11 protein-coding genes are annotated in these 12,272 nt (G+C 38.7%); 6 read left to right on the top strand and 5 right to left on the bottom strand.

What is annotated here, in order from left to right; translation table 11 throughout:
- Positions 1-5: 5 nt before the first annotated feature.
- Positions 6-1,391 carry a hypothetical protein gene (locus L2567_RS02935; protein WP_235296198.1) on the top strand — a complete coding sequence of 462 codons (1,386 nt, stop codon included), beginning with the start codon at positions 6-8 and terminating at the stop codon, positions 1,389-1,391.
- Positions 1,392-1,393: 2 nt separating this feature from the next.
- A complete protein-coding gene (locus L2567_RS02930; protein ID WP_235296197.1) occupies positions 1,394-1,681 on the top strand; it encodes a hypothetical protein in 288 nt (95 codons plus the stop codon).
- Position 1,682: 1 nt separating this feature from the next.
- Here the strand turns inward: L2567_RS02930 and L2567_RS02925 are convergent, their stop codons facing one another.
- From L2567_RS02925 to L2567_RS02915, 3 genes are all read right to left on the bottom strand, one after another.
- Positions 1,683-3,524: an ABC transporter ATP-binding protein gene (locus L2567_RS02925; protein ID WP_235296196.1), complete on the bottom strand. Its 1,842-nt coding sequence runs from the start codon at positions 3,522-3,524 to the stop codon at positions 1,683-1,685.
- 125 nt (positions 3,525-3,649) lie between these two features.
- Positions 3,650-4,006 (bottom strand): hypothetical protein, encoded by a 357-nt coding sequence (locus L2567_RS02920; protein ID WP_235296195.1) that lies wholly within the window; start codon positions 4,004-4,006, stop codon positions 3,650-3,652.
- Position 4,007: 1 nt separating this feature from the next.
- On the bottom strand, positions 4,008-4,328 hold the full coding sequence (locus L2567_RS02915) for a hypothetical protein (RefSeq protein WP_235296194.1): 321 nt from the start codon (positions 4,326-4,328) through the stop codon (positions 4,008-4,010).
- A 158-nt stretch (positions 4,329-4,486) separates the two neighbouring features.
- Between L2567_RS02915 and L2567_RS02910 the strand changes: the two genes are divergently transcribed.
- Both L2567_RS02910 and L2567_RS02905 read left to right on the top strand, forming a co-directional pair.
- A complete protein-coding gene (locus L2567_RS02910; protein WP_235296193.1) occupies positions 4,487-4,849 on the top strand; it encodes a BlaI/MecI/CopY family transcriptional regulator in 363 nt (120 codons plus the stop codon).
- On the top strand, positions 4,846-7,563 hold the full coding sequence (locus L2567_RS02905) for a TonB family protein (RefSeq protein WP_235296192.1): 2,718 nt from the start codon (positions 4,846-4,848) through the stop codon (positions 7,561-7,563). The genes L2567_RS02910 and L2567_RS02905 overlap by 4 nt, the downstream gene beginning before the upstream one ends.
- Positions 7,564-7,618: 55 nt before the next feature.
- Here the strand turns inward: L2567_RS02905 and L2567_RS02900 are convergent, their stop codons facing one another.
- A complete protein-coding gene (locus L2567_RS02900; protein ID WP_235296191.1) occupies positions 7,619-8,635 on the bottom strand; it encodes an alpha/beta hydrolase in 1,017 nt (338 codons plus the stop codon).
- 50 nt (positions 8,636-8,685) lie between these two features.
- On the opposite strand from L2567_RS02900, the gene L2567_RS02895 reads away from it, so the two are divergent.
- Positions 8,686-11,082, top strand: a complete 2,397-nt coding sequence (locus L2567_RS02895; RefSeq protein WP_235296190.1) for a penicillin acylase family protein — start codon at positions 8,686-8,688, stop codon at positions 11,080-11,082.
- Positions 11,079-11,438 (top strand): hypothetical protein, encoded by a 360-nt coding sequence (locus tag L2567_RS02890; RefSeq protein WP_235296189.1) that lies wholly within the window; start codon positions 11,079-11,081, stop codon positions 11,436-11,438. The genes L2567_RS02895 and L2567_RS02890 overlap by 4 nt, the downstream gene beginning before the upstream one ends.
- Here the strand turns inward: L2567_RS02890 and yaaA are convergent.
- Positions 11,424-12,185, bottom strand: a complete 762-nt coding sequence (gene yaaA, locus L2567_RS02885; RefSeq protein ID WP_235296188.1) for a peroxide stress protein YaaA — start codon at positions 12,183-12,185, stop codon at positions 11,424-11,426. The two genes, L2567_RS02890 and yaaA, sit on opposite strands and share 15 nt — an antisense overlap.
- Positions 12,186-12,272: the final 87 nt, after the last annotated feature.

Genomic DNA, 12,272 nt, shown 5'->3' with positions numbered 1-12,272 from the left:
GAAAAATGAATAAGATTACCCTCCTCATCCTTTTCCTTGGTTGGTCCGCCTTTACCAATGCACAAGCTGATTTCAACATAGAAAATGGCCAATTTTTAGATAGCCTTCCCAATATCGAAGGTAAATTAACAGGCTATTCAGCACATAATCACCAGGATGTGTTTATTCAGTATACGATCTTATCTCCTGATTTTAGAGGTTTTGTACAAAAGACTGCAGCAATCCATGAAGATGGTAGTTTTAAACTTACTTTGGATCATAAGTACCCCTATCAAAAAGTTTTATTTAAAATCAGTGACATTTACGCTGGTGCGATCATTTCTAACCATGATTTGAAAATTATCATTGACCTAAAGGCACTGGAAGGGAAATACGATCAGTTTGAAAACAAAGCGATTCAATTTGAGGGTAGCGATGCTGAATTGAACTCGTTTTATAATGCTTATTTAGATTTCAAAGTAGATAAGAAGAACGAGTTTAAGGGACTGAAATACAGCACCATCATGAACAGGACTTCACAGAAAGAATACAAAGTCAAACAGATCAGATCACTTTATGACGATTTGATTAAGATCGAAAAACAGTTCTTGAAGAAGCATGATAGATCTTATGCCTGGATTTTAGAAAATGAAAGATCCACAGAGATGTATGCTGATTTTGCCTACGTATATGTCGGCAAAACCATGAAAGATGATTTATGGGCAGAAATTACTGGTCATATTCCAGCTGTCATCAGTGAAAATAGCATCAGATATTATAGTATGCTGGCATTGAAACTTTTGAGTCACGAAGAAAAAGAGATTCGGTCTCTATCGAGAATCATTTATAATGGCGATAGCAGTGACCCGGAAGATAAAAAGAATGTAGATCGCTTCCTGGCGGAACAGGATAAGAAAAAGGCAGGCTTGGCTTACGACACGGAAGTCTACGCAGAAGGCTTAGAAATCTATATCAGGAAATATGATGAATTAGTAGAGAAAGCGAAACTTGATCTTTTCATCAGCAAGCTGAATAATTTACCTGAAAATAAAAAAGGTTTGGTAGCCATTAAAGGTCAACCATTAGATCTGCCAGACAGGACTAAGTATCTGACGAACATTGTTCCCGTATTAGCAAGTGATTGGCAGAAGAAATTGGCAATGAACGAGTTAGAAATTTTTAAAGCCAGAGTTGATGATATCAGCGAAGATGTTAGGAATGCCGTTGCATCAACTACTGAACCTGAGTTAGGAAAATTCCTGGAACATATGAATACGGGTGCCAGAGTCTGGATCAGCACTGCCCAATCAGTACCTGAGTTATTGGGTCAAATCAAATCATTTTATGCTGAAAAAGATATCATGATATATATATATGGCATACCAGATGCGAAGAGTGTGTTGATGAACTAACCATGTCAGGAAGAACATATGATAAACTGGCGAAACAACCTTTGGGTCTGGTTACTTTGGCCCTGGACTATAAAAGCTCTCAGCAACTATGGAAGAAGAGTTTAATAGATACCTATGCGCAGGGAGAACATGTTTACCTCGATAAAAAGCTTAGTTCTGAAATTTATGAATATTTTCAGCTACCACCGGTACCTTGTTACTTGTACTTTGACAAGAATTCAAACTATTTACCCTATAAAATATTTTCTATTAAAGATGTCGATATCGATGTCTTGCTATCAGAAGGTTAGACTATTGATAACCAGCTGCCTGTAGTTCAAATAATTCAGCATACAAACCTTCATCTTGCATCAATTCTTCGTGGGTGCCAATGCTGGAAATTTTACCATCTTCAATGACTATGATACGATCCGCCATTCTGACGGTAGAGAATCTGTGCGAAATGATGATGCTTGTTTTACCCGTGGTCAGATTGATAAATCGCTCAAAAACATCAAATTCTGCTTTAGCATCCAGCGCGCTCGTGGGTTCATCCAGAATCAAGACATTGGCGTCTTTCATATATGCTCTGGCAAGGGCAACTTTCTGCCATTGACCACCGGAGAGTTCCTGGCCACGTACGAACCTTCGGCCTAACTGCTGTTCATATCCTTCCGGCATGGCTGATACAACCTCATCAGCCAGACTGAGACTTGCGGCCGTTTCTATCCTTTCCTGATTTTCTAATTCATCGATATTTCCGACTGCTATATTTTCTTTTAAAGTGAATTCATACTTAAAGAAGTCCTGGAAAATAACGCCGAACATCGCCTGATATTCCAGAGGATCATACTGATTGATATTGACACCGTCAAGCAGAATTTCGCCCGAGGTGGGCTCATAAAAGCGTAAGATTAATTTTATCAATGTCGTTTTGCCAGCACCGTTTTGACCCACGAAGGCCATTTTTTCTCCTGCATTGATTCGGAAGTTTACGCCCTTTAAAACGTCATCTTCACCACCCGGATATCTGAAATAGAGGTCTTTTATAAAGAATCCTTCTTGGATTTCTTTGGGTAAGGGTAAATATTCCCCCTCATGTTCAGGTACTTTTAAGTCAATAAAGTCAAAGTAATCCTTCAGATACAACGCGCTTTCTGCAATTCTGGTAAATCTAGAGAAGAACTGTTGCAGATTATTTCTCAAGCGATTAAAGGAACCGGAAAGAAAGGTCAATTCACCTATGGTCAGCACTCCTGTCAGCACCCTAAGTATAATATATACATAGGCACCATAATACGAAAGCACACCGAGGATGTTGAATATGATACCATAGCCTGTTTTCTTAATGACAATGTTTTTATTCAGCTCATAGTACTTATCAGACAAGGTTTTAAAACGGTCAGCTACAAAGCCGGTAAGTCCGAAGAGCTTGATTTCCTTAGCTGTATTAGAATTAGCACCTATATATCTTAAATAATCCAATTCACGTCTTTCTGCAGTCCATGACCTGGCCAGAGAGTAACTCTTATTGCTAAATTTGACTTCGTTTATAAATGAGGGTATGATGCTTAGCACCAACAATATAATAAGTAGAGGTTCAAAGAAAATAAGTCCGGCCATTAGTGTGATGATAGAGATGACACTTTGAACTTGACTGAGTGAATTGGAAAGGAGATTTACACGACTGTTGGTCTGTGTTCTGGCTCGTTCAAGTTTATCATAGAAGTCAGGGTCTTCTAACTGAGCAATGCCTAATTCTTTCGTCTTGTTAATGATGGTGACAGAAGAGCTGTTTGAATACAGGTCTCCCATAAGACCATCAGTTAAAGTGATGAGCCTGTTGATGACGTCAGAAACAATGAAAATACCCAATTCGATCGCTACAAACTTCCATATCTGACTATAATCCTGTTCTGCTGCAGTAAGTTTGGTTTGGTCTATGATAAGGTCAATGATGATCTTACCGACCCATAAAATGATTACAGGAGCAAAGGCATTGATGAGCCTCAAGCTGCCATTGGCCAAAAACATTCCAGGATTGATTAACCATATCTCCTTAAAAAAACGTGGAATGTATTTAAGGGCCTTGAAGGAGGTTTTAAGATCCGTCTTTTTGTTCGCCTTCTGTAAACTGGTTAAATTTCTTGCCACAAATTAAGTTTCTAGACCTATTAACCAAATGTAATAAAGTTTTGTTTCAACGGGCCTAATTCAAACCTAAGCGATCATGGTTTTGAGAAAGTTATAAAGTCAGGGTGCGACATAGATATGGGTAGTTAGAAAAACTTCGTTTGGATCAATGGGCAGATGCTACAGGCGCGATCACCATCCTGAGCATACCATCTGCAACTGCTTCTAATGGGACAGTTTTCAACGGCAGATAAATCTTGGACAGGATTAAAATAATGGGACATTTGATCCGGAACAGTGCATTTATTGCCGTTCCAGTTAATGCAACCCTTCGTGACGCATGGCATGGTTGCTCTTACGTTTTCATGTTTGCCAAATTCAAGATCTCCAGACTCAATAACATCCAGTTCTTCCAGATATTGCAATGTATTTCCTTCAAATTTTCCGAAAACCGAATGCCCCTTTTTGTAAGGAGCACTCGGACAAGACTTTTTAGTATCCATATCACTTCTTTAAACTGACCAGTGTTCTGTCCAATATTTTTCTATTAATCGGAAAGAAGCCAGGGAAAGGTCTTGGAAAAGGATATGGTCCAATGGGTCCCAGGATAGGTCCCCAAGGTCCGGGCCAAGGAAACGGCCATGGATACGGATCATCAGGATGAGGAGTGTAGGCAACAGCATTAGAAATAAAGTCCTTTCCTGCTTTAAAACTACCGAGATATTCCATAGTGGTATCGGTTAGTTTTTGCTCCAGTTCTCGTGTTTGGTCCTCGCTGAGATCCAGCCCTTGAAGGTTGATGTGAAAAATAGCATTGTTTTTCATGCTTAATGGTTTAGTGGTTACGAAATAAATATGCGGGCGTTGTAATGAAGAGGAAAACGACTGTAATAATGTGACCTGACAGGATCAGCTTTTTGAAATTTACAGGTGTATTTAAATATTTAGTTGCATAACTAAAAAATTAGTTATATATTTGAATTATGGATAAATTAACAAAAACAGAAGAGGAGATCATGCAGCTTTTTTGGGAACATGGTCCCAGTACAGTCAGCCAGTTGATAGAAAAAATGCCGGATCCCAAGCCACCGCATTCCACCATTTCTACCTTTGTCCGCATCTTAGAGAAGAAAAACTTTGTGGACCATAAGGCATATGGCCGAACTTATGAGTATTTTCCTCTGGTCATGAAAAATGAATACTCAAAATTCAGCCTGAAGAAATTGGTAGGCAATTATTTTGATGGCTCATTAAACTCTCTGGTTTCCTTCCTGGTGAAGGAGGAAGATTTAAGCCTTAAAGACCTGAGTAATATTATTAACGACCTAAAAGACGAAGAACAATGATTGCATATTTACTTAAAGTTACGCTCTGTTGGCTTTTTTTCTATGGAATCTATGAGTTATTCTTAAAGAAAAAGACCTTCTTTACTGCTAATCGATCTTACTTGCTTATTACTCTGGTCACAGGAATTTTACTTCCCTTGTTAGAATTTATACCATGGAAAAATGAATCGAATGTTGCTTATGTCATCTATCCGGTACTGATGGAAATCGATGACCTTGAGGCGGTTGTTGCAACACAGAAAAAAGATCAATTTGCTTGGTATACTATTTTGTACTTCATCTATGCTATAGGGTTAATTATAAGTTTGACGCGCTTGATGATTGGAATTCGAAAGATTGTTGAAATCTATCACGGTGCAGAAAAGAAAGTGCAAGCTGGATATACATTACTTCTAACGGATCAGGTTCACTTGCCATTCTCTTTTTTTAAGTGGATATTTTTCAGCAAGAAAATTGAGATGTCTAAGGAGATCAATAGAATTCTGGAGCACGAAATAGAGCACATTAAGGGAAGACATAGTTATGATATCATCATCACCGAGATCTTAAAGGTGGTTTTTTGGTGCAGTCCGATGATTTACTTTTACAAAAACGCATTGAAGGAAGTCCATGAATACTTGGCTGATCAAGTGGTCATTAAAAACTCCAGTAAAAAGACATATAAGAGTTTGTTATTGGCACAAACCAACAACAATCTACAGATGGGATTGACCCATCAATTTTTCAATTCACATTTAAAAAACAGAATTAAGATGATTAATCAAAAACGCTCAGGACGTCCGACTATAGTTATGTATGCACTTGGAATTCCGGTGTTATTGTTACTCTTATTCGCTTTTACTTTCTCATTTAATGGTGATGAAGCTGCATTAAATAAGACAGAACTTGTTGAGAAAGTCTCCATATCCGGGACGGTTACGGCAGAAGAAAGCGGGGAACCACTGATCGGAGTCAACGTTGTAGAGAAATTTTCAGAGAATGGGACAGTTACAGATGTTGATGGTTCTTTTTCTCTCAAAGCAACCGCGGGTTCAAAACTATTATTCTCTTATACGGGCAGAAACAGTGTCGAAAAAATGGTCCCCAATACGGATAAAGTGATCAACGTCACTATGGGTGTCGGAAGTGATCTGGACGAGGTTGTGGTGGTTGGTTATGGCAAGAGGCAAGATAGAAAAGAAAAACCTGAAGTAACCACTGATGGTGAGCTCCCTATGGAAATCTTTAAAATCGTGGAAGAAATGCCCCGTTTTCCCGGTTGTGAAGATATAGAAGGCACAGAAAAAGATAAGGAGCAATGTGCCAAGCAAAAAATGTTAGAGTTTATCTATACTAATTTAAAGTATCCAAAAAAAGATCGTGAAGCAGGTATAGAAGGGATGTCGGTGGTGCAATTCGTGGTCACTAAAGAAGGCAAGGTCGCCAATGCTAAAGTAGTGCGCTCTATAAGTGAAGGGACCAACAAGTCTGTATTAGAGGTAGTTAATAGTATGGATGAAAAGTGGAAACCAGGTCTGCAGAGAGGGAAGCCGGTCAATGTATTGTACACTTTACCCGTGAGGTTTAAATTGCAAGAGGATAAAAATTCCGATGTATCAAAAAAAGATGAAGAAAATATCGCAATAAAAGATATTGCTAATGTCACTTCAGATTCCAAATTGATTTTTAATGGACTCGCGTCTGAAGGGCCGGTATTAATGATATTAAATGGAGAAAAAAGCAAAGCTGACATTATTTCAAAATTAGATCCGACTGAAATTGAGTCCATCAACGTAATGAAAGGTCAGGTAGCGATGGAAATTTACGGTGAGGAAGGAAAGTACGGTGTTGTTCAAATTACAACTAAAGACCATACTGTTACTGAAGATCAAGTAGATCAAGAAATGGACAATCCTATCATCTACCTAAATGGTAAAATTTTCGAAGGTGAAATGAGGGATATTGATAAAGATAATATCGCTAGTGTAAATGTTTATAAAGGGGAGAAGGCTGACGATAAATTTGGAGTTGGAAAGGTTAGAGGCATTGTTGAGGTGGTGACTAAAGATCACGCAGAAAAAGCTGTTGCTGACTTCGATACTCCAGCTTACTTCCCTGGTTGCAGTGATCTGGAAGATTCCGCATCTAAAGAACAATGTTCTAAGCAAAAACTTTTGGAATATATCTATACCAACCTCAAGTATCCCAAGCAAGCTGCTGCAAAAGGTCAGGAAGGAATGGTAGTCACCTCATTCATTATCAGCAAAGATGGTAAAATTAGAAATATTTCACTTAAACGGGAATTAGACGGATTAAGTGGATCTGCTCTTGAAACAGTTGCTAAAATGGCGGATGAAACCACTTGGGAACCTGCAATGAAAGACGGAAAACCGGTGGCTATGGAATTGAATTTACCTATTAGATTCAAATTACCGGAGGCTAAGAAGGATGAAAAAGTGACCAATACAGAGCTTCGTTCATTAGAACTTGAAAACGTGCAAGTTTTTCCTAATCCGGCTAAGGAACAGATCAATATTAAGTTTAAAGGAGAAGCAAAACCTTTAAAACTTCAGTTATTCGACGTTCAGGGAAAAGAAGTAGTCGCACGGGATTTCCCGTTATTTAAAGGGTCTTTTGATGAGAACATACGTATCGACAATGCGGATACTCAAATGTTGATTCTTAGAATTACACAAGGTGACAAAGTGTTTTCTGAAAAGATAATTTTGAATTAAGATACATAACTAAGTCGAAAGACGTCGAGGGTGCCACTACTAGTGGTACCCTCTTTTATTCTAGGACCTCCTCCAGCTTGGGTGACATATTTAGAACTTCTTCTAGAAAAAGATAAACATCACTTTCCACTTTTTGCCATGATGGATTAAATAAAGGGGATATAAAAACATGAGCGTTTCCATCAGAATACTGCTTGAAAACCTTTTCTTCCTCAGCTGTTCCAATCAAATTTTCAACCTCCATTATTTTTTCAGTAGAGATGGTGAAATCACGTGTCGATTCGTCTTTATAATAGTATCCTACAAATACCGGTTGTTCCACCAATTCAAACACATCCTTTTTCATCGTGGTTTCGATAAGTGACTGCAAGGCCGCAATTCCTTCCAGTCGATATTTGTGATACCAAAAAGGCCTTGCCCTCTGTGGCGCGTTCCATTCGTGATAATCGCCCCCCTTGATACGCCTGGCAAGTGTCAATCCCCATGGCTTGGTCAAAATTTTAGTGTTTTGATCATGCATTTCGAAATTGGGAGAAAACATAATTAGGGCCTCAATATCTGGATCGGCAGAGGCTAAATAAGTACTTAGGGTACTACCTGTTGAGCATGAAATCAAAATCACCTTTTTTCCAATCGATTTTCCAATCTTCACAGCTTCTTTAGCATAATCCACCATAGCCCCTGGTGTCAAAGAAACAAACGCATCTTCATCCATCAAACCGTGCTGTGGCAAGCGACTTAAAAATAAATTTGCTCCATACCTTTGAGCAATGTTCTGATGAAGTGGCGCGCCTTCTCCATGACTCGCTGAAAATCCATGGATATAAACGAAAGAATATTCCGTCTTTAAGGTATCATTGGCCCAAATGATCAGTTCCTGATTACCTTCTTTCAAACTTTTCGTCTGATTTCTTTCTCTTAAAATCTGAGCTATCTCATTAAAAGTATAATCACCCCTCAAAGGTGCATTATCATAGGTTTTATATTTCACCTGTGGTCCTAGGAGGTAAATGGCCAGAAGAATAGCTATTAGTGAAATGAAGACCAGGAATATTTTACCGAGAAGTTTCATAAAATGAGTATATGCTTGAAGATTACCAATATATAACATAAATTGAGCTCATGAGTTATGTCCGTCCCATAGTTTCTTTCCTTCTTTTGATTATGCTCATATTGGGATTGAGCGTGCCGATTAATATGGGTGGTTCAGTCCTTCCTCCGATTGGTGAATTTATGAATCCATTTACAGGATTTTGGAGCAATGCGGAATCTGGAACACATAAAAACATTGACCTGACATCCGAAAAACTAAAGGAAGAAGTAAGCATCGTTTATGATGAACGGCATGTTCCTCATATTTTTGCGCAAAATACAGAAGATTTATTGTTTGCTCAAGGTTATGTCATTGCTAAAGAACGGCTCTGGCAAATGGATATCACCACGAGAGCAGTAGAGGGAAGAAATGCAGAAATACTAGGTATCTCAGCGTTGAATCGCGACCAGGGAGCTAGAAGAAAAGGCTTGCCTCGTGCCGCAAAGTTGGCTGCCGAAGCCTGGGGTCAAAGCAAAGAGGGATTTCAACTCATACAAAGCTTTTGCGATGGTATTAATCATTATATCGGACAGCTCAGCTCTGCTGATTTGCCATTGGAATTTAAGCTTTTAGATTACCAACCAGAAGATTGGTCTCCCTATCGAACTGCTCTTTTTGTGAAAGCAATGGCCATCACACTCAATTCAAGAAATATCGATGTGGCTACTACCAACGCCTTGAATTTATTTGGGGAGAATAGATTTAATGACTTATACCCTGATAGAAATAAGAAACAAAGTCCTATTATTCAGGATGTGAAATATTTACCTCCCAGTTTGTCATTTGAGGATCGTGTCAATCAAGCCATGGATCAGTTTTTAAATTTTAATGAACGTTCTGATCAAGAGCAATTTATAGGCAGTAATAATTTTGCAGTGAGCAAAGAGAAATCCTCTACAGGCCATGTGATTCTCGCTAATGATCCTCATCTAAAATTAACACTTCCGTCCATTTGGATAGAAATGCACTTGGTCTGTCCAGAGTTTAACGCCTACGGTGTATCGTTACCCGGAATGCCGGGTATCATTCTGGGATTTAATGAAAATATCAGTTGGGGGCAAACCAACGTGGGTCATGATGTCTTAGATCTTTATCAGATCAAATGGAAAGATGATAGTAAACGGGAATACTTGCTGGATAGTACTTACCAGCAATCAGAATGGAAAATTGAGGAATTTCGGGTTAAGGGCCAGGATGCTGTTAAGGACACAGTATTTTATACTCATTGGGGGCCAGTTCTTGAAGATCCTATCAGTGGCCTGGACTTAGCTCAGAGGTGGGTTTCTTTAGATGCACCTGCACCCGGAGAAATAGATTTGTATATAAACATCAATCGAGCAAAAAATTACGATGAATTTCAGCAGGCACTGCAAAGTTTTTCCACTCCTGCTCAAAACTTTATTTTCGGATCTAAAGATGGCGACATTGCTATGACTGTCACCGGAAAATTCCCTGTGAAGCAAAATCAACAAGGGCGCTTCATACAAGATGGGTCAGTTTCCGCGTCTGCCTGGAAAGGATTTATACCTTTCGATGAACTGCCACGAGAAAAAAATCCCATAAGGAACTATGTCTCTTCCGCTAATCAGCATTCGACCGATGAGAGTTATCCTTACTACTATAATGGAGGATTTGAAGATTTTCGGGGTCGATATATTAACAGACGACTTGAATCCATGGACCAGGTCAGCATTCAGGATTTAATGAATTTGCAACTGGATGCGTATAGTCTGAAAGCTGAAGAAGCTTTACCTATTCTACTGGAGCACATTGATGACAAGGCACTGTCGTTAAAAGAGTCTGGAGTTTTACAAAGTCTGCAAAATTGGGATTATGTCTACACATCACAATCGAAGGCCGCGAGTTACTTTGAGATTTTTTGGAATCAATTTTATGATATGGTATTCGATGAAATTAGTGAAGCCAGAAAAGAGTTGGATATTCCATATGTGGAGGCATTTAGACTGATCGAAATGATGGAAGAGGAAGAGGAGCACGAAATATTTGATATAGATAGTACGGTCATCAGAGAATCGATGAGTGACATCATTTATAGCAGTTTTAAAGCATGTCAATTTGATTCGATTGATGTGGATGTGTGGAGTGAGCGCAGAAATACCACGATTGATCACTTGACTGAAATCCCTGCTTTTGGTTATAACGATATTAATTCACCAGGACATCCGAATACTCCTAATGCCATTAGTAGGCATGCTGGACCTTCGTGGAGAATGGTCGTAGAGATGAGTGATCCTGTAAGAGGTTATGGTATATACCCAGGTGGTATCAGCGGTAATCCGGGAAGTCCATATTATGAACATTTCGTGGAGGACTGGGACAAAGGAAATTACTACCGGTTGAACAATACTAGAAAGATGGAGGAAATTGATGTAAAACAAATGGTCACATTGAAACCCAAACAATGAAGTATTGGATTCACGTAGCAGTTATCTTTTTAGTAGGTTTTATTTTATGTCAATGGTTGCCCTGGTGGGTTGTTTCGATGGTGGCTGCTGTCAGTGCTTTTCTGTTAAGATCTGATTTTTGGCTGATCGGAATGTTTGGTTTTCTTGCAGGTTTTGTATTGTGGGGAGGGTATGCCATGTACATAGACATCGAAAATCAACATCTTTTAGCGAATAGAATCGGTGTACTTTTCGGAGGGGTATCCAATATTATACCAGTCATTTTTACCGCTTTAATAGGAGGCCTTTTGTGCATGCTAGGCTCTATGTTGGGCGCATCCCTCAATAAGTCATTCAGTGCATCACCTGATGAATAACCATTCATCATCCTGACTATGGTCTGCACTATAATAATAACCTTCATAGTCAAACCCCTTTAGATCTTCAGGATTGTCGATTCTATTTTTCACAATGTATCTAGACATTAAACCTCTAGCTTTCTTGGCATTAAAAGAAATAAATTTTAATTCTCCTTCTCTGTCTTCTTTAAAATTAACCTCCAGTATATTTCCATTGAGCTTTTTCTTTTTAATTGCTTTGAAATATTCATTGGAAGCAAGATTCAGTATGGTTTTATTGTCCTGATTTTCCAGATCTTCGTTCAGTAAGTCTGTAATTCTAGATTTCCAAAACTCGTATAAGTTTCTACCTCGGGTGGTTTTTAAGGATGTTCCCATTTCAAGACGGTAGGGTTGCATCAGATCAAGCGGTCTGAGTAATCCGTAAAGACCGGAAAGTATTCTGATGTGTTCCTGAGCAAATTCCATTTCATTCTCTGTGAAGGATTCAGCCTCAAGTCCAACATAAACATCACCTTTGAATGCCAAAATGGAAGGTTTGCTATTCTCTTCTTTAAAATCAGATGAAAATTGTTCATAGCGATCCACATTAAGATCTGCAAGGTCCTTACTGATGTTCATCAAATCTTGTAACTTTTTGCTATTCTTCTTCTTGAGGTTATCCACTAACCGAAGTGAATGATCCAAGAGTCGCGGCATAGTGTGACCGAATTTTCCATCTTCAGAATAGTCCAATGTTTTAGCTGGTGATAGTAAAGTAATCATTGTTGAAAATTATTTGAATTGCTATGGTGTAAAATCTGTCCACCAATTAAATTAAAAAAGCCCTGAATTGTTTAATCCAGAGCTTTA

Source organism: Portibacter marinus, from assembly GCF_021533195.1.
In the GTDB taxonomy this organism is placed as follows: Bacteria; Bacteroidota; Bacteroidia; order Chitinophagales; family Saprospiraceae; genus Portibacter; species Portibacter marinus.
This window is presented reverse-complemented; position numbering and strand designations above follow the sequence as displayed.

Coding starts and splice junctions, on each gene's coding strand:
- L2567_RS02895 (WP_235296190.1), top strand. CDS start 8,686: ATGAGTTATGTCCGTCCCATAGTTTCTTTCCTTCTTTTGATTATGCTC.
- L2567_RS02900 (WP_235296191.1), bottom strand. CDS start 8,635: ATGAAACTTCTCGGTAAAATATTCCTGGTCTTCATTTCACTAATAGCT.
- L2567_RS02910 (WP_235296193.1), top strand. CDS start 4,487: ATGGATAAATTAACAAAAACAGAAGAGGAGATCATGCAGCTTTTTTGG.
- L2567_RS02915 (WP_235296194.1), bottom strand. CDS start 4,328: ATGAAAAACAATGCTATTTTTCACATCAACCTTCAAGGGCTGGATCTC.
- yaaA (WP_235296188.1), bottom strand. CDS start 12,185: ATGATTACTTTACTATCACCAGCTAAAACATTGGACTATTCTGAAGAT.
- L2567_RS02905 (WP_235296192.1), top strand. CDS start 4,846: ATGATTGCATATTTACTTAAAGTTACGCTCTGTTGGCTTTTTTTCTAT.
- L2567_RS02935 (WP_235296198.1), top strand. CDS start 6: ATGAATAAGATTACCCTCCTCATCCTTTTCCTTGGTTGGTCCGCCTTT.
- L2567_RS02890 (WP_235296189.1), top strand. CDS start 11,079: ATGAAGTATTGGATTCACGTAGCAGTTATCTTTTTAGTAGGTTTTATT.
- L2567_RS02930 (WP_235296197.1), top strand. CDS start 1,394: ATGTCAGGAAGAACATATGATAAACTGGCGAAACAACCTTTGGGTCTG.
- L2567_RS02920 (WP_235296195.1), bottom strand. CDS start 4,006: ATGGATACTAAAAAGTCTTGTCCGAGTGCTCCTTACAAAAAGGGGCAT.